This window comes from Deinococcus sp. YIM 77859 (assembly GCF_000745175.1).
Classification (GTDB): Bacteria; Deinococcota; Deinococci; order Deinococcales; family Deinococcaceae; genus Deinococcus.
Map to the genome: position 1 here is coordinate 430758 of NZ_JQNI01000004.1, position 21025 is coordinate 451782.

Annotated in this window: 18 protein-coding genes and 3 pseudogenes; 13 read left to right on the forward strand and 8 right to left on the reverse strand. The window is 62.5% G+C overall.

From position 1 onward, the window contains the following. Window positions 1-68: 68 nt before the first annotated feature. Entirely contained in the window at window positions 69-3029 is a 2961-nt protein-coding gene (locus EI73_RS15110) for a Tn3 family transposase (RefSeq protein WP_034388955.1), read from the reverse strand. Window positions 3030-3182: 153 nt separating this feature from the next. Here EI73_RS15110 and EI73_RS15115 point away from each other — a divergent pair, with 153 nt between their 5' ends. The 6 genes and pseudogenes from EI73_RS15115 to EI73_RS15140 form a co-directional block, all read left to right on the forward strand. Beyond that, a complete protein-coding gene (locus EI73_RS15115) occupies window positions 3183-4055 on the forward strand; it encodes a tyrosine-type recombinase/integrase (protein WP_034388956.1) in 873 nt (290 codons plus the stop codon). Between the two features lie 436 nt (window positions 4056-4491). Further along, window positions 4492-5538 (forward strand): M12 family metallopeptidase, encoded by a 1047-nt coding sequence (locus tag EI73_RS15120; protein WP_034388958.1) that lies wholly within the window; start codon window positions 4492-4494, stop codon window positions 5536-5538. A gap of 46 nt (window positions 5539-5584) precedes the next feature. Further along, window positions 5585-5986 carry a hypothetical protein gene (locus tag EI73_RS15125; RefSeq protein WP_034388960.1) on the forward strand — a complete coding sequence of 134 codons (402 nt, stop codon included), beginning with the start codon at window positions 5585-5587 and terminating at the stop codon, window positions 5984-5986. Window positions 5987-6101: 115 nt separating this feature from the next. Further along, entirely contained in the window at window positions 6102-6713 is a 612-nt protein-coding gene (locus tag EI73_RS15130; protein WP_034388962.1) for a hypothetical protein, read from the forward strand. Window positions 6714-6942: 229 nt separating this feature from the next. Further along, window positions 6943-7970 (forward strand): annotated as a pseudogene (locus tag EI73_RS15135) (transposase). A 1-nt stretch (window position 7971) separates the two neighbouring features. Further along, window positions 7972-8286: pseudogene (locus EI73_RS15140) on the forward strand (IS982 family transposase); the annotation flags it as partial. Window positions 8287-8738: 452 nt separating this feature from the next. On the opposite strand, the gene EI73_RS15145 reads toward EI73_RS15140, so the two are convergent. Both EI73_RS15145 and EI73_RS16445 read right to left on the reverse strand, forming a co-directional pair. Then, window positions 8739-9044, reverse strand: coding sequence for a WYL domain-containing protein (locus EI73_RS15145; protein ID WP_197050799.1), 306 nt, complete (start codon window positions 9042-9044; stop codon window positions 8739-8741). 121 nt (window positions 9045-9165) lie between these two features. Further along, window positions 9166-9318 (reverse strand): hypothetical protein, encoded by a 153-nt coding sequence (locus tag EI73_RS16445; protein ID WP_156103629.1) that lies wholly within the window; start codon window positions 9316-9318, stop codon window positions 9166-9168. A 255-nt stretch (window positions 9319-9573) separates the two neighbouring features. On the opposite strand from EI73_RS16445, the gene EI73_RS15150 reads away from it, so the two are divergent. Then, window positions 9574-10629 (forward strand): hypothetical protein, encoded by a 1056-nt coding sequence (locus EI73_RS15150; RefSeq protein ID WP_156103630.1) that lies wholly within the window; start codon window positions 9574-9576, stop codon window positions 10627-10629. Between the two features lie 8 nt (window positions 10630-10637). On the opposite strand, the gene EI73_RS16100 is transcribed toward EI73_RS15150, so the two are convergent. Together EI73_RS16100 and EI73_RS16105 are read right to left on the reverse strand one after the other, a co-directional pair. Continuing rightward, window positions 10638-11497, reverse strand: a protein-coding gene (locus EI73_RS16100) for an IS5 family transposase (RefSeq protein ID WP_156103631.1) whose coding sequence is annotated in 2 segments (ribosomal slippage) — window positions 10638-11140 and window positions 11140-11497 — 861 coding nt in all. Because the reading frame shifts where the segments join, the coding sequence is not laid out codon by codon here. Between the two features lie 400 nt (window positions 11498-11897). Continuing rightward, window positions 11898-13012 (reverse strand): IS3 family transposase gene (locus EI73_RS16105; RefSeq protein ID WP_156103433.1). Its coding sequence is split into 2 segments (ribosomal slippage): window positions 11898-12763 and window positions 12763-13012, totalling 1116 coding nucleotides; the frame shifts between segments, so codons are not numbered across the junction. Window positions 13013-13034: 22 nt separating this feature from the next. Here EI73_RS16105 and EI73_RS15170 point away from each other — a divergent pair. From EI73_RS15170 to EI73_RS15180, 4 genes are all read left to right on the forward strand, one after another. After that, window positions 13035-13379 carry a bacterial transcriptional activator domain-containing protein gene (locus EI73_RS15170; RefSeq protein ID WP_081909124.1) on the forward strand — a complete coding sequence of 115 codons (345 nt, stop codon included), beginning with the start codon at window positions 13035-13037 and terminating at the stop codon, window positions 13377-13379. A 133-nt stretch (window positions 13380-13512) separates the two neighbouring features. Continuing rightward, window positions 13513-13671 (forward strand): hypothetical protein, encoded by a 159-nt coding sequence (locus EI73_RS16450; RefSeq protein ID WP_156103632.1) that lies wholly within the window; start codon window positions 13513-13515, stop codon window positions 13669-13671. 48 nt (window positions 13672-13719) lie between these two features. After that, window positions 13720-14685, forward strand: coding sequence for an MvdC/MvdD family ATP grasp protein (locus tag EI73_RS15750; RefSeq protein WP_051935682.1), 966 nt, complete (start codon window positions 13720-13722; stop codon window positions 14683-14685). Next, window positions 14682-15917, forward strand: coding sequence for an MFS transporter (locus EI73_RS15180; protein WP_034388973.1), 1236 nt, complete (start codon window positions 14682-14684; stop codon window positions 15915-15917). The genes EI73_RS15750 and EI73_RS15180 overlap by 4 nt, the downstream gene beginning before the upstream one ends. Before the next feature lie 204 nt (window positions 15918-16121). On the opposite strand, the gene EI73_RS15185 is transcribed toward EI73_RS15180, so the two are convergent. Continuing rightward, window positions 16122-17213, reverse strand: a complete 1092-nt coding sequence (locus tag EI73_RS15185) for a transposase (RefSeq protein ID WP_034388975.1) — start codon at window positions 17211-17213, stop codon at window positions 16122-16124. 60 nt (window positions 17214-17273) lie between these two features. Continuing rightward, window positions 17274-17675, reverse strand: a pseudogene (locus tag EI73_RS16110) (IS982 family transposase); the annotation flags it as partial. On the opposite strand from EI73_RS16110, the gene EI73_RS16790 reads away from it, so the two are divergent. Then, window positions 17556-17867: a hypothetical protein gene (locus EI73_RS16790; protein WP_231557378.1), complete on the forward strand. Its 312-nt coding sequence runs from the start codon at window positions 17556-17558 to the stop codon at window positions 17865-17867. The pseudogene EI73_RS16110 and the gene EI73_RS16790 sit on opposite strands and share 120 nt — an antisense overlap. Window positions 17868-18003: 136 nt before the next feature. Here the strand turns inward: EI73_RS16790 and EI73_RS16115 are convergent. Then, window positions 18004-18704, reverse strand: a protein-coding gene (locus EI73_RS16115) for an IS1 family transposase (RefSeq protein WP_156103633.1) whose coding sequence is annotated in 2 segments (ribosomal slippage) — window positions 18004-18467 and window positions 18467-18704 — 702 coding nt in all. Because the reading frame shifts where the segments join, the coding sequence is not laid out codon by codon here. Window positions 18705-19619: 915 nt separating this feature from the next. Between EI73_RS16115 and EI73_RS16795 the strand changes: the two genes are divergently transcribed. Then, window positions 19620-20723, forward strand: coding sequence for a BTAD domain-containing putative transcriptional regulator (locus tag EI73_RS16795; RefSeq protein WP_231557384.1), 1104 nt, complete (start codon window positions 19620-19622; stop codon window positions 20721-20723). The last annotated feature ends 302 nt before the right edge of the window (window positions 20724-21025 follow it).

Genomic DNA, 21025 nt, shown 5'->3' on the forward strand with positions numbered 1-21025 from the left:
CCACACGGGGCTACGACAAGGTTCGGAAATCCTACTACGCTAAGGAAAAAGCTCGTCCTGCACGAGCTTTACTCGCGCAGTGCCCGATATGCCCCCTCCACGGGGACCCCTTCGGGGCGCCACACGTAGTCGCCCGTCAGCCCGATGTGCTCCCATCCCAAGGGCGACACATGCGCCAGCAGTTCGTCGGGCACGTCCGTGCCCTCCGCGCGCAGGGCCTCCACCGCGCGACCCAGGTACACCGTGTTCCAGACAGCGATGGCCGTCGTCACGAGATTCAGGCCACTGGCCCGGTTGCTCTGAGCCTCGAACGACCGATCCCGAATCTCCCCGCTGCGGTGAAAGGCCACCGCCCGCTTCAGCGCGTGCAGGGCTTCCCCCTTGTTCAAGCCCGCGAGCACACGACGGCGCAACTCAGGGTCGCGCAGCCACTCCAGCGTGAACAATGTCCGCTGGACGCGGCCCAGCTCGCGCAGGGCCAATGCCAAACCGTTTTGCCTTGGATATGAAGCGAGCTTGGACAGGATCAACGAGGCTGTCACCGTACCCGCCTTGATTGACGTCGTGAGCCGCCGCAACTCGTCCCAATGCTCGCGGATTAGGCGCAGGTTGAGCCGCTGGGCCACCAGCGGCTCCAGCAGACCGTAGGCTGAACCGACCTCGGGCGTGTACAGCCGCGTCTCTCCCAAATCCCGAATCCTGGGGGCGAACCGGAATCCCAAGAGGTGACAGAGGGCGAAGACCTGCTCGGTGTACCCCGCCGTATCGGTGTAATGTTCCTTGATCTTCAGCTCCGAGAGGTGGTACAGCAGCCCGTCCAGCACGTGTAGGGCGTCCCGCACATTGGCGGTGATGACCTTGGTGTGGAAGGGGGCATACTGGTCGCTCACATGCGTGTAGAACAGCACGCCCGGTTCCCGGCCGTACTTCGCGTTCAGGTGCCCGAAACTCTTGCCCCGCCCCCCGGTCGGGAAGCGTTGCCCGTCGGAACTGCTCGTCGTGCTGTCCCCCCACAAAGCGGCCAGGGGCAGCTTGGACTGGAAGTTGACCAGTTCAGCGAGACCCGCCGCGTAGGAGTCAGGGCGGACGAACCAGTCAGCGAGGTACATCAAGCGGCGCGCGGTCATGCCGGGGTCCGGGGAGGCCTCCGCCATCTTGGTCAGCCCCAGATTCAGGCCGTCCGCGAGGATGGCGGTCAGCAGGTGGTCGTGGCGCTCCACCTCCTTCCCGCTGTGCAGATTTAGAAAAGCGCCTGTGAAGCGGGTCCAGGCGTTGACCTCCAGCAGCAGGTCGGTGATCTTCACGCGCGGCAGCCGCGCGCTCAGTCTCCGCTCCAGAGGCTCCACCCCATCGGGCACGGCCTTCGTGACCTTCCCGATCCGGAGCCTGCCGCGCTGTACGGACACCGAAGACAGGGCACCCCTGGAGAGCAGTTCTGCCACCTCGCGCAACTGCCCGGCAAGCTTGGGTTCCGTGGCCGTCCAGAAGGCATCGAAGGTCTCGGGCAGGTCGAGTGACAGCTCGGAGAGGCGTTTCTGCCAGGTGCCCTGCGGCAGCAGGTAGGCGTCGAGGTCCTTGTACTTGCGACTCCCGGTCACCCACACGTCTCCGGCTCGCAGCGCGAGCCGCAATTCGTCCAGCACACACAACTCGTAGGCACGACGATCAACGGTGCCCTCTCGGAACACCTGCCCGGTCCACTTCTGCCGCACAAAACTGATAGGGACGTGTTCGGGCAGGGTGCGCTTCCCTGAGATGTACATCTCGCGGAGGACATTCAGTGCCTCGACCAGGGGAGCCGCCTTGCCCTCGGCCTGGAAGGTGAAGGCGGTCAGCAGCCGAGGCGCGTAGCTTCGTACCTTGGCATACCCCTTCATGGCATGGTGCAGGGGATCGAGTTGTTCGGTCCTCACCACCTCCTTCTCCCGCACGGTCTCGACGAGCTGTTGCCAGTTCACGACGGCCTCGATGGCCTGATAGGGATCGGCCCCCTGCTCCCGCGCGGCGAGGACCGCCATGCACACCGACTTGAACGTGCCGAACTGCTCGACGAGCGGCGGTCCCTGCTGCCCGAAGACCTCGGCCGCTGCCCGCTCGCCTTCTCTCAGCAGCGACACCATCACCCGGTCGTGCATGTCGAGGAGGTCATCCGTCAGGGTTTCCGACAGATCGAAGAGGTAGGCCATGAGGGTCGCCCGCCGCCGTTGCGGTTCGAAGTCCGCCAGAAGCGAGGCGCTCAGGCGCCTCGCTTCCTGTGCCAGGTGATCCAGACGGTTCTGCGGCAGAAAGGCCCGCAGGTTGCTCTGTACTGGGAAGGTCCGCACGAAAGCCAGCTTGTCCAGCAGGGCCAGGACATTCTTGGGCTTGGGTGCGCCGACAGGGCGGCCCAACCAGGCGAAGCGTGAAATCGGCTCATCCCCTTGCGGTGACAGCAGGACGTCCACCCGTTCGGACAAATCGCCTTTCAGGGGCAGGTTCAAGAGGCTGTAGGCGTGCTGATCGGCGCGGCCCCGGGCCGAATGGACCAGACGTTCGAGGACGCTGAAGCGCGGCACCAGGATGCAGCGCCGCCGCAACTCGTCCATCAGCGCACTCATCAACCCGAAGGGCTGGTCGGTGATCACCGCCAGCGGTACCAGCCAGTCCCGCAACTCGTGATTCAGGCGGCGGGACAGCTCGACGTAGCCGAGGTGCTGGCACAGGGCTGTGAAGTGTTCATAGCGGGTGGGTTCACGGGCGGCGTACTGGTGGTAGCACGCCGGGTCTACCCGCAGTTGCTCGGTGAGATAAGCCAGGACCTCCTCGGGAGGCATCTCGCCGAGACGCAGCGCGCGCCCGAGGTGGCGCAGCACGGTGAGCTGCACGGCGTAGCCCAGCTTGTTGAAGTCCCGCCTGCGTTCCCGGATCAGCCGCAGGTCGTCCTCACTCAGCAGGTAGTACCGGGCGAGGGTGCGTTCATCGAGAACGGGGAAGCGCGTGAACTGCTCGCGTTGAGTTGAAGTGAGGAGGGTGGGCGGGCGGAGAGTCAAGGCGCTCTCCAGGGGTTCGGAACCATGGCCTCTTTTCCTGCTGGAATAGGTGTTATCACTGGATTCTTCATTCCGATCCTCGATCAACGGCTGCCCCAATTCCCCTGCTGCGGACCCTCTGTTTTACACTTATCGCAGGAAGAGGAGGCAGGCGTGGATGCACCCACTCTCCAGACCCAGGCGGAACGCTTTCTGGCGGACTTGAAGCGCAGTCCGCAGACGGTCCGCGCGTATCGCGCGGACCTGCGCCACCTGACCGGCTGGTTGCAGGAGACGGGACACCTGCTGGAACGAGAAACCCTGGCGAACTACTTTGCAGCCCATTCGCACTGGGCACCTGCAACGCGCAGCCGGAAGCAGACGGCCCTGGAACGGTTCTGCCGCTGGGCACTGCAACATGACCTGCTGGATCGCGATCCCACCCTCCACCTGGAACATCCCCGCCTGCCGCCCCCGCATCCGCGAGGGTTGCGGCGGGAGGAGATCGAGCGCATCTTTGCGGCGATTCCGCCGGAACAGGTGCGGGACGCTCTGCTGTTCCGACTGGTCTTCGAGACGGGGCTGCGAATCGGTGAGGCGCTGGGCATCCACGTGGAAGACCTCGACCTGACACGGGGTGACGAACACCTGACGGTGATCGGCAAGGGCAGCCGGAAGCGGACGGTCCTGCTGGACGATCCCAGACTGGTGAACCTGCTGCGGCGCTACCTGCGGACACTGGGATACACCCATGGCCCTCTGTTCCAGGCCAGGAAAAACGGACGTGGGGGACCGTTGCGCTACCAGAGCGTGCAGGAACGCTGGCAGGGGTACGCAGGGCGTGCCGGGGTGACCTGCACGCTGCACCAACTCCGACATAGCCATGCGACGGAGTTGGTGAACGGCGGCGTGAGCCTGGCAACGATCAGGAAACGGCTGGGCCACCAACACATTCAGACCACCCTGCGGTACGCGGAGGTCAGCGATCAGACGGCGGATATGGAAATGCGTCAGTGGCGGAGGAAAAATCTGGGGTACCGCCACTGACGATTGCTTGAGGTGCGGTAACAGTGCGCCTCAGTCTGGGAGGGTGAACGGCGGTGTCAGGGGTGGGAAGTGGTCGAAGGTAGCGGTTTTACTGGAACGCTGGGAGCAGGCGGGGGAACGGGCTGAGAGATCGGAGTGGGCACAGGGGTGAGGGGCGGGCCAGAGCCGTCACCGGGGTCGGCATGGGCGATCCCGGCGCACAGCAGGACGAGGGCGCATAGCAGTCGTCTCAAGGGAAACCTCCGTGACCCCTGGAGGCTAAGAAACGTGCGGTTTGCACCCGTATTGCAGTTGAAGGGCTTGACTGCAATACGGGTGCAAACCGCCCCCTGGATACGGTACACACCAGCCGGACACAAGCATCGGTCTACGCCACTCACGGTCATCCACCGGGTGCGGAGGCTCTCGCATGACTCCGGCAACTCCAGGGGGACACATGAAGAACCGTAACCTGCTCCGTTCCATTCCGGTGGCTTTGGCGCTCTTGCTGGCTTCCTGTAATCAAGCGGGAGTCTCCACTCCCGCCACGGCAGGGCCTTCCAAGGGCACCTTGCCCGATGAAAGCGTGATGCTGAGTCCAAAAGGTATGCCCGTGACCAAAACCAGCACCGCCGGGTTGCGGCAACTCTCATCGGACCTCGCCGATAAGCTCACGGCGGAGGGGTGGGTCGAACACACCTTCTCCAACGGGGAAACCCTGCTGTACAGGAACTTGCGCGGGTACGCCGCCTATGGCGATGAGGTCATTGCGCCCAGCGAAAACATGCCGGAGTATGTCCAGTACGTAGAAGACTTCATTTCCGGCAAGACGCCCATGAGTACGCAGAGCATCGGCCTGAATCCGGACGGTTGCTCTGTGCGCACGCTGTTCTGCGCGATCCGAACCACCGCCTACATGTGGGCGGGCAAGCGGGTGGACTACTACTATGCGCCCGGCTTCACGGAAAGCCAGATCAACCAACTGGAACAGCAGGTTGCCGAGTGGAACGCCTCCAACACCGCCATCAAGTGGTACAGGTCATTCACGCCTAGCGGCAACATGGTGAGTGTGAATCCCGTCAACGTGACGGAATACTGCGGCCAGGCATACGTGGGCTACCAAGGTAGAGTGGCCTTTACCGGCCCCAACTTCATCAATATCAATGTCGGTTATGGCTGCGAGAATGCCTCGACAGGCACGATGCAGCATGAAATGGGCCACGTCGTCGGCCTGCCTCACGAGCAGGACCGGTGTGACCGCGACAACTATGTGAGGGTCACCGCCAATACCGCGAAGAGGTGTGGGGAAGACTTCCGGTACTACGAGAACTTCGACTACGATTCCATCATGCTCTATGAATCCCCTCACGTCTACGGTGTTACGCCGAAAGGCCCATACGTAGGGACATTCTCTGAATACCTGCCCCGGAAATTCAAGTTGAGCGCAGGCGATATCAAGACCATCAACGGCATCTACCTCAGCCCCTCGAACCCCCGGCCTTGACGGTTTCTACCCAAGCTTGTCCTGCTCCAGCTTTTTTGAGGTACCCATGAAGCGACTTCTTTTAGGCTCTGTCCTCGTGCTGGTCACGAGCTGCAACCAGCCGATCACCGATCCTGTCGGCGAGCCGTTCCGAATCTCACTCCAGGTCGCCCAGCCCAGTGCTGGCTCGACGACCGTGAGCATGACCGCGCTCGTGGACTATGGCCCGATGGGGGGCGTTCCCGCGACGGTTGAGTTCCTAGACGACAGTACAGTCCTGGGGAGTACCAGCGAGCGCGAGCCTCTGGCACCGGACGCGCAGAACCCGTGGGATTATAAATTCCAGAAGCAGATCGAGCTTCGGAAGGACACGGACTATAATCTCAAGGCCAGAATCCGCTGGACGTCCAAGGGCGTGGCGAAAACGCTGACCAGCGATGTGGTCAAGTTCCGCATCGGACAACCTTGAATCCTGAGGTGGGCTTCGGCCCACCTTATTTGAGCTGAGGACTACATTTCCTCGTGGTTCTTGGATCAGCCTATCGTTCTGCACGATTCCTACAACGCTTCAAGGGGAAGATCATATGCGCCACTATCCACTGCTCCTGGTCATCAGCAGCACCCTCGCCCTCGCCGCTTGTGGGACTCAAGCCCCGCAAAGCCAGGTCCCGGCTACTGATAGCAAGGTCGTTCGCCAGCTTGTCCCGACCGCAGTGCCGCCCGCGAAACTGACTCAAGCGGAGCGCATCCCCTCAGCCCTCAGCCAGATGATGACGCTTCAGCGGAGTGTCAGCCAGAAGCAGAGCGCTCAAAGCATCAAGGCTGTTTCGAGTCTCGATGTGAACAACCCGCATGGCCTTCTGGTCGTCCGGCTCGAAGTGCTTGGCCCGACCTCCGTTGACCTGCTCTCAGGCGAGGCGCTGAACGATGAGTACACCTACAGCATTGTCGGGGCGAACTCCACGCAGGACCGGGTGTACGTCTACGGCAACGCCAAGTATCTCAGCGAGAAGCTCCGTACCACCCTGGAAGCTGTGGGGGGCAAGACTCAGGTCAAGAGTGTCGTTACGGCAAACCTGATGGATCTGATCATTCAGACCAACGCGGGAGACCTCTACCTGGTCGGCGAGAAAACGCCCATGACTCGCGACCAGATCGCCAATTCCCTCGAAGTCTACGAAACCCTCAGTACCTGACAGGTCGGTTAAAAGCGCGTCCTAGACGGCATTTCGGCATCCTGCGTGCCCTCGGCACTCGACAGGCTGACGGAAATGTCGACCAAGACGCAGAAAAGCAGAGGGAAGGGCGACAAAAGGGTGTGTGATTCATCCCCATGCCGCCCTCTCGCAGGTTGACATATTCGCCGCGTACCTCAAGGGACGACTGCCTCATCACCGGTCAGACACGCTCCGTCGGCTGACCGAAGTGCTCTTCGGGATTCTTCAGGCCGAGTCCACTCTGCACCGCAAAATTGCTTTGCACATCGACCGTGATGCCTCACCTACCTCCATCACCCGGATGGTGGCGCGGACCTTCCACGAGACGAACCTCACGCCGCAGGACGTCCAAGACGTCCTGCTCCCGCTGCTTCCCGCGGGGAAACTGACCTTCGTCCTGGACCGGACGAACTGGAAGCTCGACGTTGCGGACCTCAATCTCCTGGTGCTGGGGGTCGCCCTCGGTGACGTGGTGCTACCCCTGACCTGGCAGGTGTTGCCGCATGGTCGAGGGGCGACGCTTCGCGCGACCCGATGGGCGGCAACAGTGACCTGCGGGGCCGGATGCTGCTGGTCGGGCTGCTCCTGAAGCGTCTCCCGGCCCGGCGCTGGGCCGTCCTGATTGCCGACCGGGAGTTTATCGGGCAGGAATGGTTCAGCTTCTTAAGGGGCCGCAAGATCAAGCGGTGCATTCGGATTCGGGACGATACGCTGCTGGACGACGAACCCGCGCGGAACGCCTTCCAGAATCTGAAACCGGGTGAGGTTCGGGGCGTGCTCGAGCGCGTCTGGGTCTATGGCAGCTTCATGCAGGTGGTGGCGACGCTCTCCCCGCAGGGAGAGCGCGTCCTGATCGCTTCTGACCTGTCCCTCTGGAACACCCTCACGACCTACCGCCGTAGGTGGGGGATCGAGTGCACCTTTTGCGCGATGAAGACGCGAGGTCTGAACCTCGAACAGACTCATATGACCCAGCCGGACCGCCTCTCGCGCCTGTTCGGTCTGCTGAGCCTGGCGCTCGCCTGGATGGTTCGCGTTGGGGCATGGCGGGCTCAGCAGCAGCCCATCCCTGTGAAGAAGCACGGTCGCCCGGCCTGGAGCCGGGCGAGACACGGGCATGACCTGCTCTGCACTGCCCTGCGCTGGGGAAAAACCACGTTCTACACGTACTTTGAACTGCTTAAATCGCCTTTTCCCGCTCCTGGACAGCAAAAATCACAACCTGTCAGGTACTGAGCTGCTGAAACCCGCCAACCTCCACGACACCACGGTGAGCTATGAGCTGAACCGCAGATGGCCGGAGTTCAGCGGGCCGAGGATCATCGGAGATAAGGGCTACTGCTGCCTGGGATACGTATTTCCACCGAAGAAAAACTCCCGGTACGACACCGGGTGGCGGGAAGACCGCCACCCAAAGGTACGCAAGCGGATTGAAACTGTCTTCTCCCAACTCGTCGAAGCCCAAATCCGCTCCGTTCAGACCAAGACGCTGGCCTCACTCCGCTTCCGTGTCGTCCTAGCCGTCCTCGCCCACAATCTTGCCCAGCCCTAAACGGCGTAAATTCTGTGTCTGGGACGACCTCTCACCCAAGTTGTCGGCTACTGAGGGGAAGGAGTAAGTCGTTCTGAACCAAGTCCAGCATTGATTCCGTCAAGTACGTGAACCGCAAGAGATCAACCGCGGATTCGTTGTCAGACCACATAATCCTCCCGCAGCGATTGGCTGCCACGCCAGAAACTGGGCGAAAATCAGGCGCTGGCCGACCCGACCCCGAAGCAGAGCCGTCTGTCCGTTTTGGTACCGGGTCGGCGTTGGGTCCAGCGTGATGAAGGCCGTCACTCTGTGTTTGGTGGCGGTGTATGGGTAACACCTGGCTGTGTGAGGCCGGGCCAGCGTGGCGTGAAGCCTCCGCCGGGGACGCCGCTGCCGCAGGGCGATCCCCGTTCCTGTCGGCTGTACGCCCCTTGCCTGAGCAGGGTCCCAGAGCAACAGGCCGCGCGACGTTATGACGGCGCTGATAAGGCGCTGGGGTCGTCCGTCGTCTCCGAAAGGAGCAACCTGGAGAGCCAGGCCTGACGAGCAGCGGGCGGGTCGAGCACCTCCACGCGCTTGCCCCAGGAAAGCAGCCAGGTCAGCTGTTCACCGGACAGACCGTTCCCTTCCGGGGGCACATGAATGTCGAATTCGACGCTGCCATCTACCAGAATCAGGGCATCGATCAGCTGAAGATACTGGCCTTTCAACACCTGAAAGCCCGCAGCTGGGGTGAAGCGCAGCCGTACCACCACCGCTTCAGCCGCTGAGGTCACCGGCCAGGGATCCATCACTGGCCCGCTGACAGGCAGCCCATTTGCTGCGCTCTGCCACGCGGCAGTCCGCGCCACACCCGGGTCTGCCAGAACGTTCGCTTGCTCGGCATACATGGCTTGATTAGGGCTGGCTCTCGGGGAGCACGCCCGGTTGGACCTGTGGGATGACGGCCGGACCCACGTCTTCCGGGTCGGGTTCGGCGGAAGCTGGGAAGGCGAAGAGAACGAGCAGGAGGGCGGTGACAAGCCGTCGAAACCAGGCCGTGACAGTCATGGCGGGACGGTAGGAAGCGGCCGGTTTGCGCCCGTTTAGCAACTGCAGGGACGATATTCTGTGGGGATGGGGAGCGTAAGGAAGGCGGCACAGGCAGGGGAGCATGCCCGGGGCCTCGGGTGCTTCCAGACCCTAGTGGCGCCCACCCCTGAGGACCTCCGTTGGGCTGGCATCTGCCTCCTGCACCTGAACCGCCTGCCTGAAGCGGCCCTGCGGTTGCAGCAGGCCCTCAACCTTGGGGAGCAGGCGGCAGCAGTGCACCTGGCTTCCCTGCACTTCCAACAGGGTCACGCGGCGCTCGGTCTGACCCTCCTCGACCACGTGAATCCTGCGAAGCTTCCGTCGGCTGACGCGGCGCTGTGGTACCGAGAGCGGGCGCGCCTCCTGTGGGCGCAGGGGGAAACCCGGGACACCCTGCTGGCCCTCGCCATGCAGGCCTGGACTCTGGCCGCCGAGGCCCCGGTGGACGTGCAGGTGTCGGTTGCGACGCTGGTCGGCCACCTGCATGGGCACTTTGACGAGCACGTCCCGGCTGTGGCCTACCTGACCTTCGCGGCGGAACATGGGCACCAGGACCGGCAGGGGTATACCTGGGTGGCGCGCGCCGCGTCTCTGCTGGTCCTTGGACGCCTGAACAAGGCCGAACAAGCTCTAGCGCACGTGAGGGGCGTCGCCGCGGAGCGGCTCCGGGACAAGCACCACGCGCAGCTCCTCTGGGCCAGAGGAGACCTGGAAGGCGTCAAGCGAGCATGCCGCGTCCTGCTTCCGACCGTGCAGGGGCAGCCCCGGACGGAACTGCGTCTCCGCCTGACCCTGCTTAATGCCGCGATTCAGGACGGTGACGATGCCTTGGCCCGGGTGCAGATCGGCCGAGTGCGACATCTGGTGAAGTCGCCGTACGACCGGGCCCTACTCGATCACCGGGCCGGGCTCTGGGCAGCGCTCAATGGGGAGACAGCCGGTGTCGTGTGCCTCCGGGCCGCCGAGGAGACCTTTGCTTCCGGCGGTCATCTGCGGGACCTTGTTCGCGTCCGCCTTGCACTGGCGGAGGTGGACCAAGCAGCGCGGGGAAGTTACCTGGAGCGGGCTGCGGAAAGCGCCACGGCATTGCCCACGGCACCGTTCCTTGACCCGGAGTGGCGACTCCTCCCTCAGGTTCACGCCCACCTGCTGGCGCTTGACCCCGAGCACTTTGAACGGCGTGCCCTGCTTCAGCTCCGCGCACCTTCCCGGTTGTCCCTTCGTACCCTAGGTCAGGTCGCGCTGGAAGTGGACGGCGAACGGGTGGGTTTTCGACTAGGGTCTGTCTGACTGAAGTCCTAGAGCCACAGAAGGATGCAAGCAACGTGGACACCGGCTAAAAACTGGTGTCCACGCTTGTCGTACCGCGTGGCAATGGCGCGAAAATCCTTGAGTCGGTTGAAGGCACATTCCACGACGTGACGGCCTTCGTAAGCTTGTGCGTCAAATTGAGGCGGTCTTCCCCCCCGACGCCCCTTGCGAAGACGCGCTTGTTGCGCATCTTTGCGCTCTGGACACACGCATCTGATCTTCCGCTCTCGGAGTACACGTCGGTATTTCCGCGCACCGTACGCCCGGTCCATCCGTACGGTCGTGGGACGCTTTCGGGGGCGTCCCGGACCGGGACGCCCCACCCGCACGGCGTCCAGGAGAGGCGCCAGGTAGGTGGGATCGCTGGCCTGTCCCGCCGACACCAGGATGCTGAGGGGGCGTCGGTTTCCGTCGCTCAGGATGTGGATTTTGGTGGTACGTCCTCCCCGACTGATGCCGAGCCACTCGTCCTCGAGCGCCCCCTTTTTTCCAGCCTGGCGGGTTCTTTGCGTGCGCCCACCGCGCTGCGGTGGGCTTTGACGTGGGTGCTGTCCACGGCTGCACCCTCCCAATCAATTTTTCCCTCAGCATCCGCTTGCAGTTGCAGGGCGGCCAAGATCTCGGCCCAGACCCCGTTACGCGACCAGCGGGTGAAGCGGTCATGACAGGTCTGCCATGGCCCATACCGCTCAGGAATATCTCGCCAGGGTGCCCCCGTCTTCTGGCGCCAAATGATGCCGTTCAAGACGACCCGGTGGTCCTTGTACGCGTGGCCGCGTTTGGGGTGGGGTGGCAGCAGGGGGGCCAAGTTGGCCCACTGCTGCTCGGTCAAATCTGTCCGTCCCATGACCCCATTCTCCCAAATTCAGTCAGACAGACCCTAGGGCGCACCGAAGAGATCCTGGCATTCCTCCTGCGCCACGGTGAAGTCAGCCTCCAGACGCTGCAACACCGACTCTTTCCTGACGTTCCCCCACAGCGGGCGAAAAACTACTTTCACCAGGTCCGGGTGGACCTGGCCGCCCGCGTACCTGGGTTGGATATCGGCTATGACCTGAAAAAGAAAGTGTACCGGGTGCGTGCTGACGCGCCGCTGGAATGGGATGTTCACAGGCTCGAGGAGACCCTCACCCAACCAGACGGCCCCCTGCCGGAGTTGAGCAACGTAGAATTTTTGCCTACGGCGGAGAGCGAGTGTGAGGGTGCCCCATTTATCGGTCCAGGCCTTTTGCAACAACTAGCGTACCTCAGCCCGCCTTTTGCAGGCGGGCGAACTCGTTCGGTGACTGGCCGTCCAGACTGCTATGCGGTCTGACTTGGTTGTAATCCTCGCGCCAGGCGGCAATGACCAGTCGTGCCTCGGGAAGGCTTTGAAACCAGTGGAGATTCAGGCACTCATCCCGCACCCTCCCATTGAAACTCTCGATGTAAGCGTTCTCCATGGGTTTCCCCGGTGTGATGAAGACGTGGGCGATGCCCAACTCATGGGTCCACTGATCCAAGGCCTTGCTGATGAATTCGGGGCCGTTGTCCGTGGTGATGCTCGTCGGGCAACCCCTCACGGCCACCACCTCGGTCAGGCGACGCACCACATCCGCCCCGGTGATCGAGGTCCCGATGTGCATGACTAGGTTCTCGCGAGTGAAGTCGTCCACGACGTTGAAGACGCGAAAACGCTGTCCGGAGGCGAGCTGGTCGGACATGAAGTCCATGCTCCATCGCTGATTGGGTGCAGAAACCTCAGGTTTCTGCACCCGCTGCCTTCCCGTCAGCTTCTTGCGCCCCTTTTGCCGGACTGCGAGTCCCTCTGCTCGGTACAGGCGGTATACGCGCTTGTGATTGACCTGTGTCCCTTCGCGCCTGAGCAGCGTATGGAGCCGCCGGTATCCGAAGCGGGGACGTTCTTGCGCCAGGACCCGCAGACGGTCAATCAGAACTCGTTCACCCTCCTTTTTAGGGCTGTTATGCCTCTGGGTCGAACGCCAGAAGCCCAGTACCTGGCAGGCCCGGCGCTCACTGACCTGGAATTCACGGCGCAGGAACCCCACCATCTGCTTCTTGACGGGTGTTTGCGCCTGGGGCGTGGCCTCAGGCGTCACCACTTTTTTCCCACCACCTCCTTGAGCATCTGATTGTCCAGTGCCAGGTCCGCGACTAGCTTCTTCAGGCGGCGGTTTTCCTCCTCCAGCAGACGAAACCTCTTGGTTTCGTCTTTGGTCATCCCCCCGTAGCGCGCCTTCCAGCGGTACAGGGTGGTGATGGCCAAACCATGCGTCCTGGCGACCTCACTGATCGCTCCCCCAGCCTCAACCTGGCCGAGGATGTCCAGAATCTGCTGCTCGGTGTACCGTTTCCCCTTCATATGACCCCCAGATTGCCACTGGATTTGCAATCGGACTGGACCGGGAAACGGGGGGCACGTCAAGTGGGCGCGGGAGGAGCGTGAACAGTTGCGGCGATGGGTGACACAAGTCGGGTTGGAAACGATGGAACGGTGGTTCCAGGGAGGCGAGTACGAGAACTGCATTCAACTTGCTGAGCGCCTGCTCCCCCTGGACCCACTTGATGAGGCCCTGCACATCTTTCTGCTCAACGCCACTTGGCATGTGCGGGGAGAGCTTGGTGCGCGGCACCTGTACCGTCACAGCGCCGCCACCTTCATTCGCGAGGTCGGTGAAGTGCCGCCCAGCCTGTCCAACCTGGAGCGGCACTGGCGAACGCTGCATTAACGGCACTCGCGCTGTTGCCTTGGCTGGCTCACGGCTGCTTAACGCTGCTGCTTCAGCATGCCCTCAGCCCTGAACGGTTCAGGTGCCGCCGCGCACCCCGCGGTCGTCCCCAGTTGTTCCCAGGAGGGATGTTATGCCGAACGAGACGCACCAGACTCAGCCCCTGTCAATGCTGCTGTTCACCGAACTCGCCACCCAGGTGGACTTTGGCCAGTACGACGATGAGCAGGATGTCGGTGAGGTTCAGGGCACCGAGGTCCTGAGCCCAGTCAAGCACAACCAGGAGAACTGATCTCCCACAGCGGGACGGTGGACTCACCGTCCCGCTCTTCCCATCCCAATGGAAAAGATCATTCTGCTGGTCACTCACAAGCGGGCGTTTGAGGCGGACCTGATTGTCAAACTGGCCCGCGAGAAAGGCCTACCACTCGTCCGGCTGAACCAGGACGACTATCCGACCCGTATCAGCATTGACCTGCACTTCGGGGGCGAGCAGGCCGGTGCCTTCTTCCGTCTGCCTCGCCGAACGTTTCACTCTGCACAAGTTGCCGTCGCCTGGTACCAACAGGGCTACCGGCCGGTCCTGCCAGAGAGGGCGGGTCCTGGTGAACGACTGGCGCAGAGCGAGACAGATGCCTTTCTTAGAGGCCTCTGGCGGGTTTTGGACTGGCCCTGGCTCAACTCACCCGAACGCGTCCAGGGTGCGAACAAGCTGTACCAGCTTCGCTGTGCACAGCGGCAAGGTCTAGGCATTCCTGGCACACTCGTCAGCACAGCTGAGCAGGCGATCCGAGACTTCCACGCTGCAAACACTGGCCACACCATCTTCAAGACCATGGGGACACAATTCCTCGACATGCAGGACCAGACGCTCGCCGCGTACACACACCCCGTCGACGAGCGAGTGCTCACGCACCTCGGGCAGGCAAGCGCAGCGCCCACACTCTTCCAGCAGCAGGTAGTCAAGGCGTTCGAAGTCCGCAGTGTGGTCGTGGGGAACGCTATCTTCAGTGCTCGTATCGAGAGCCAGGCGGACGCGAGTACCGGCGTGGACTGGCGGAAAAATCCTGAACTGACGCAGCAGCATCTCAAGCCTTATGATCTTCCACCTGACATTGCGGTGAAGGTGCGTGCCCTGATGCGGGATCTCCGGTTGGGCTTCGGTGCGGTGGACTTCATCGTGACGCCGCAGGGCCACCACGTGTTCCTGGAGGTGAACCCCACGGGTTCCTGGAACTGGACGCAGCGCGGCACCGGCCATCCGATTGGAGACACGCTGCTGAAGGCCCTGGCGGAGTATTTGTGAGTGGAGCTGCGACCCACTCCTCGTGGTCTGCGAACCTGCACCTCTTGCGGCAGCGCGACTTCGCGATCCTGTGGGCCGCGCAGACCTTCTCGGGCTTTGGCGACAACATCTTCCGGGTGGCGCAGGTCGCGTTGCTGCTCAAACTGGGTGGGTCCGCAGCGGCCCTCAGTGCTCTCCTTTTGGTGTCCGTGGTTCCTGGCCTGCTGCTGGCCCTACTTGGGGGTGCCCTGGCGGACCGGGTTGACCGCCGCCGCCTGCTGATCGCGGCCAACATTGTCCGGGGAATCCTGATGGCTGTAGTCGCGGGCTTGGTCATGACAGGGGCCGCGCAACTCGCGCATCTCTACATCCTCGCCCTGCTGTACGGCGGCATTAGCGCCTTCACAAACCCCGCCTTCGACGCACTTCTCCCCGGCATCGTCAAACGGGAGCAACTTCAGAATGCCAATGCGATGTTCCTCCTGGGGGACAACGTTGCGGCCATTGCGGGACCCGCCCTGGGTGGCCTGCTGCTCACCGTATCCGGTGTGGCCGGTGCCGCAGTCCTGAACGCCGTTTCCTTCTTCGTGCTGGTGGTCGGGTTGCTGTACTTGCACCCAGCTCCATTGCATCGAGACGACCAGGGCCGTTCCTCCCTCTTCCGTGACATTGGAAAGGGGCTTCAGTACGCCCGCTCAAACGGCACCCTGCTGGGATTCCTCACCCTATTTGCCGCCATCAACATCAGTGGCGCGACGCTGGCGGTCAGTCTCCCGCTGTATGTTACGGAGCAGCTAGACCTGAGTCCTGGAATGTACGGCGTCTTCCTGACCACCATGAATATAGGCATCCTCCTCGGCATCACGATCATAGGTGCCGTGCGGGTGCGTCATCGTGGCCGGCTCATTACAGGAAGTATTTTCGCGATGGGTGCGTTCGGTTACCTGCTGCTCGGCGCGTCACGTGAACTGTGGATAGGTCTCCTCGCCGTGGCAATCATTGATGGGTTGAGCATGGTGCCCAACATTCTTTACCCAGCCTGGGTGCAGGCGAGCGTCCCTGATGAATACCGTGGGAGGGTGTTCGGCCTGACGGGCGTGGTCAGTTACAGCTTGGTCCCGGTTGGCTTCGTTCTCGCTGGGGCAGCGACGACCACCTTTGGCCCAGCAGGAGCCATCATGGCTGCTGGCGTCCTGCTCGTCGCTGTCGCTCTGGGGAGTCTCCTCGTTCCCGCATTGCGGCAACTGGACTGAGGAGCCGCAGAAGTACTGGCCTGCAATCTGACACTGGCACTTCCGGCAAACGTATAGCTTGGTGCTGTCCGCCCAGTCCGTGTTGCAGCACCTGAGATCGCGAGGGAAGGACCGCCAACAGTTCTTACGCCGTTTAGGGCTGGGCGAGGTTGTGGGCGAGGACGGCCAGGACGACACGGAAGCGAAGTGAGGCGAGCGTCTTCCTCAGGTCTTGCACCTGGATAGGGTGAGTGAATAACCGTGCTGGCGCAGGAATTCTTCGTCCCGCCAGACCTGTACAGCGAGTCGCTGAACGACCAGCAGTGGCAGGGCCACCCGAGCGGCCACTTCCGCCGCTTGTTCCAGCGAGAGGGTGTCGGCCCGGCAGAGCATCGACAGGGTAAAGGCGGCAAAGACCAGCAGCACCCAACGGTCCAGTCCCTGCGCGGTTCGCAACGCGAACCGACTGAGCCCGAAGCCATGCTTGGCCTCCTTGAAAAACGACTCGATGGCCCAGCGTCGTGCTCCCTCCCGGGCGACACAGTCGCCCGGGAGCAGTTGCGAGGCGACCGAGAAAAAGGTGCGTTCCCCTCGGTCCACACGGGCCAGCGTCAAGGTCTCCCAGGGCCAGTTGGCAAGATTCACCCAACTGCCGTGTTCACAGTCCTCCACTGTGACGTGACCGGGATGGTCGGTGCGTCGGGTGGAACGCACACCGACCACGAACTCGAAGCCCAGGTCCCGCACACCCTGAAGGAAGTTGGCCGACTCGAAGCCGCTGTCCGCCAGCACCCAGACATCAAAGCGGCGGCTGACTTCGGCGGGAACGGTCGCCAGCAACTCCAAGGCGAGCCGGACGGGGGAAGGGAACCCCTTCCCCCGGTACACTCGATAGCCCACGGGGAACTTCAGGTCGCCGTACACTGCATACAGCACCACCAGATGAATCCCGTAGACTTCGTTGTAGACGCGAACGAAGGGCAGCTCGCGTCCCGTTTTCGGGACGCTGGTGAGGTCCACGCACAGCCGCAAGCGTGGGTGGTGTTTGCGCCGTGCCGCGAGGAGCAGAGCCTCCCATTGGGCCTGGACGAGGGTTGCCCAGCACTCAGCCGTGTCCCACTCGTACACATTCAGGAGACGACTCAGGGCACTGGCACTGACCGTCTGGGCGCGGTGCAGGGCTGTTTTCGTCTTGAGGTCGAGGAAGAGGCCCAGCGCAGCCTCCAGGCTGCGCTGCTGATACGGACTGGTGGGGACGGACAGAAGCGCGTCTGCCAGAATGGAGGCGCGCTCCCCGCGAAACTTGAGGTCGCACACACCCTCTTTCTCGCGTCTGGGAGCGCCTTTTCGCTACCCATTCAGGTGCAAGACCTGAGTTTCACCGTCCGGCGTCACCCAAGCGTGGAGCTTGTAGCCGTACACGTCGCCCTGTGTCCCAAAGCCCCACCTGGCGCCAGGAAACGCGCAGCGTTTCCCTCGTTTGGGACGACAGACCGGAAGCGGCATTGAGTCGATGATGACTTCTGTACAGCGTCTGGCTGGGCTGGCGATAGCTTCGAGGCGGTCCAGGAGACGGAGGCCACGGGTGTATGCCTGGGTGTACGAGGGAAGACCGCTCCGGTCTTCCCTCAGCATCTGCCACCAGATGGATGGAAACGGATGCTTGAAGACGAGACGGCTGAGCAGCAAGGCCACCAGCAGCGCGTCGCTGAGCTTCTGGTGCTTGAATCGCTTCTGGTCGCTGAAATGCCGCTTGGCCCAGCGGTGAAGCTGACGGATGACGGTCCGCCGACCTCAACTGTGGTGGAGACGGTATCTACCCATACCGTCTCCATTTTTTCTCGTCTCCGCGCTGCCCGAGACCGTCTTACTCAAGCCCTAAACGGCGTTACAAATTCTCTACCTGTGGAACTCCAAACACTATTGACATATGGTGCATTTACTCCAATGCGTCCACAAATGTGCTTATAGGCTGGCGTGTGTACTTCAAAAGCGACAAATTTGAGTCGTGGACAGGATATTACGGCCTTTAAATAGTTAAATCGCTTGGCAATGGCCCTTTACAGAGGGTCATTGCCGCTAGCTTGTCGCGCTGGTAGTGGCTGCGTCAACGTGACAGGTTGTAGCGGTGGAAGGCAAGGGTCAAGCTGGCTTCGAGCATGTCGTCCGACTTTGAGAAGGACAACGACCTGCGGACCAGGCGACCCAAGCGTTGTCTGAGCGTGCAATTGAGGCGTTCGACATGGTTGGTTTCGCCCTTACGGGTCAGCCGCTTCACTCCCAGGAGCGGCTCGTCGTAGGCTCGCCAGAGGTCCGTGCAAAACGTACCCTTCAGCCGCTGTTCCGGGGACAGCGGCAAGCGGTCCCACAGCTCGAACGCCGTTTGCTCACTCCGGTCGCCCAGGACCCAGGCCAGCACCTTCCGGGTGCCGCGCTCCAGAGCGATCCACAGCCACCTGGCCTGCTTTTTCTTGCCCACGAAAGTCCATAACTCATCCAGCTCAACCACCAGTTCTTCGGGAGGGGTGAGGCAGACCGTACCGGTCTGCCTCACTTCGGAGGCCCCCTTTTGATCCACCGGATGACGGTGTTGCGGTGAACACCAAACACCCGCTGTACGCCTCTCAGGCTCAGCCGCTCCTGGACGGCATCGAGAATTTGTTTCCGGGTCGCTTCACTATGAGCGACAGGGTGGGCCTCCGGGTGGAAGCGACGACCACAGACCTTACATACGTACGTCTGGGTGCCGTTTTTGGCTTTTCCGTTTTTGACCGTTTGGATGCTTTGACAGGCTGGGCACTCGGGCACCCCACCATTACATCACGTCGTCACAGCCACTACCGTCGCGCTGTGTTCTGTGGTCTTCCTGCATTTGAGGACACAAGGTGCAGGCAGGACGGCTATGGTATCGGTATGACCACAGTGCGGGAGGCGGTGCTGGCCGGGGAGTACGGCCGGGGCCTGGAGCAGTACGACCGGCTTACCGAACTGAAAGCAGAAGACCTGCGTTGGACTGGGGTCTGTGCCGCTCAACAAGGCCAGGTCGTACAGGCCCGCCAGCAGCTTGAGCAGGCTGCACAGCGAGGCTGTCATGCCGCCCGCATCGACCTCGCCAGCCTGCACCGGGCCGCAGGTGAATTTGCCCAGGCACTGGCCTCTCTTACGGCGATTCAGGAGGCTCTGCCGCTACTGCCCTTGTTGGACCAGGCCTTGTGGTACCGCGAACGGGCCATCGTGGGCCATGAGCTGGGAGAGGGGATGTCAGAGGTGCTGGGATTCTTTGAGCAGGCCTGGGTGACCGCCAGTGATGCCCCCCTGGCCATGCAAGCCTCAGTAGCGCATGCCTATGGCATGCACCTGACCCGCTTCGGGGAGGACCACCGGGCCTCGGCTTATCTGGAGTTCGCCGCGGAACACGGGCACCCGATACGACGGGCCTATGCCATCGCCACGCTCGCATCCTGTGCGGTGTACCAGGGAGAAGGCTCTCAAGCGCGCGCCCTGCTCGATAGTGTTCGGAAGGACAGTACGGATGACCCCGTGTTGGAAGCCGTTCTGGCCTATCACGAAGGGCAGCTTTTCCGGATCGAGGGAGCATATGAGCAGGCAGTTTCTGCGTTTCAGAAAGCCGTGTCTTTGGCGCAGACCGAGATGCGCCCCAGTACCGAGCTGCACGCCCGGCTCGGGTTGCTGGCTCTGGCCACTGAGCGCGGGGACGAGGCGATGGCGCGAACCGCGCTCGTCCGGGCCAGACGGCTGGCCAGAGCGCCCCGCGACGGGGCCTTTCTAAAGTGGCGGGAGGGAAGCTGGCGAGCCTCTCAGGGGGATCGGGCAGGGTTGGGCCTCCTGGAGGAGGCCGTGAGTTTCTTCGAGGAGCGGGCACTGCGACGGGAGGCGCTCTGGTCAAGGCTCCATCTGGCCGAGGCGCGGGAGCGGTTTGGACAGGGGGAAAGCTGTGCAGCTTCGCTCAGCGAAGCTGCCGATCTGGTGGCCGCCTCCGTGACGCCGCCGACATTGGTGGCCGAACTTCGCCTGACGCCACGAGTCACCGCATGGCTGGAGAGCCTACCGTCTGGAGCCTATGAACGCCTCCACCTGCTGAAGGAAGACGTTCAAAATCTCCGCCAGGTGAACCTCAAAACCCTTGGTGGCGCGGAGGTGCTGATCGATGGGCAGAGCGTCCGTCTGCGGCTGAAGCGCGTCGTGGAAGTGCTGGCCTACCTGCTGAAGAGTGGGGGAGCTAGCCTGGCGGAGGTGCAACGCAACCTCTTCCCCGACGTGAGACCCGCGCAGGCCAAGAGCTATTTCCATCAGATCCGACTGCATATCAAGGAACGGATTCCGGGGCTGAGCGTCCCTTTTGATGAAGTGCGTGGAACCTATGCGGTACGCTCTGAGGGCGTACGTTTAACGTGGGATGTTCAGATATTGACGGCAGAATTGGCTCGACCGCAAGATTCGCTTTTAAAGATTCTGGAGCGGTACGAGCTGGACTTTTTGAAGGACGCAGACAGCGTCTGGGCGACGGAGGAGCGTGAACGGTTGCGAAGATGGGTAACACAGGTGGCGTTGGAGACGATGGATGGCTGGTACCGTACCGGCCAGTTCGAGAAGTGCGTGAGCCTGGCCGAGCGGCTGTTGCCGCTCGACCCCCTGGATGAGGCCCTGCACGAATTCCTGATCCAGGCCACCCTGGAAACACGTGGCCGCGCTGCCGCCTACCAGTCGTACTTGAACAGCGCCGAGACCTTCCGCCGTGAAGTGGATGAAGTGCCGCCGCGCTTGCAAGCGCTGGGCGAAGACATTCGGAAACGCCCGTTCAACTGACCTCCGCCCGGCAACCTCTTCTGGGTATCGGATGACTGCTCCCAGAAGGAGCGACCTGGACACGCTTTTTTCCTTAGCGTAGTACCGTTGCTCAATCTTGTCGTAGCCCCACACGGGTGGGGATGGACCGGGGACGGTTAGGGTCCCAAACACGCGGATTCAGTGTTCCCCACACGGGTGGGGATGGACCGCTCACGCTCGCCGACCAGCTCGGCGCCCACCTGTGTTCCCCACGCGGTGGGGATGAACCGGGGACGACGGTGGGCGCGGGGCGCATTCGGGTGTGTTCCCCACGCGGGTGG

Excerpts from the sequence above, each read along its gene's own strand:
- EI73_RS15120 (WP_034388958.1), top strand. The coding sequence starts at position 4,492 with ATGAAGAACCGTAACCTGCTCCGTTCCATTCCGGTGGCTTTGGCGCTC.
- EI73_RS15125 (WP_034388960.1), top strand. The coding sequence starts at position 5,585 with ATGAAGCGACTTCTTTTAGGCTCTGTCCTCGTGCTGGTCACGAGCTGC.
- EI73_RS15130 (WP_034388962.1), top strand. The coding sequence starts at position 6,102 with ATGCGCCACTATCCACTGCTCCTGGTCATCAGCAGCACCCTCGCCCTC.
- EI73_RS16445 (WP_156103629.1), bottom strand. The coding sequence starts at position 9,318 with ATGACTGTCACGGCCTGGTTTCGACGGCTTGTCACCGCCCTCCTGCTC.
- EI73_RS16450 (WP_156103632.1), top strand. The coding sequence starts at position 13,513 with ATGCCGAACGAGACGCACCAGACTCAGCCCCTGTCAATGCTGCTGTTC.
- EI73_RS15750 (WP_051935682.1), top strand. The coding sequence starts at position 13,720 with ATGGAAAAGATCATTCTGCTGGTCACTCACAAGCGGGCGTTTGAGGCG.
- EI73_RS16790 (WP_231557378.1), top strand. The coding sequence starts at position 17,556 with ATGCTTGAAGACGAGACGGCTGAGCAGCAAGGCCACCAGCAGCGCGTC.
- EI73_RS16795 (WP_231557384.1), top strand. The coding sequence starts at position 19,620 with ATGGCGCGAACCGCGCTCGTCCGGGCCAGACGGCTGGCCAGAGCGCCC.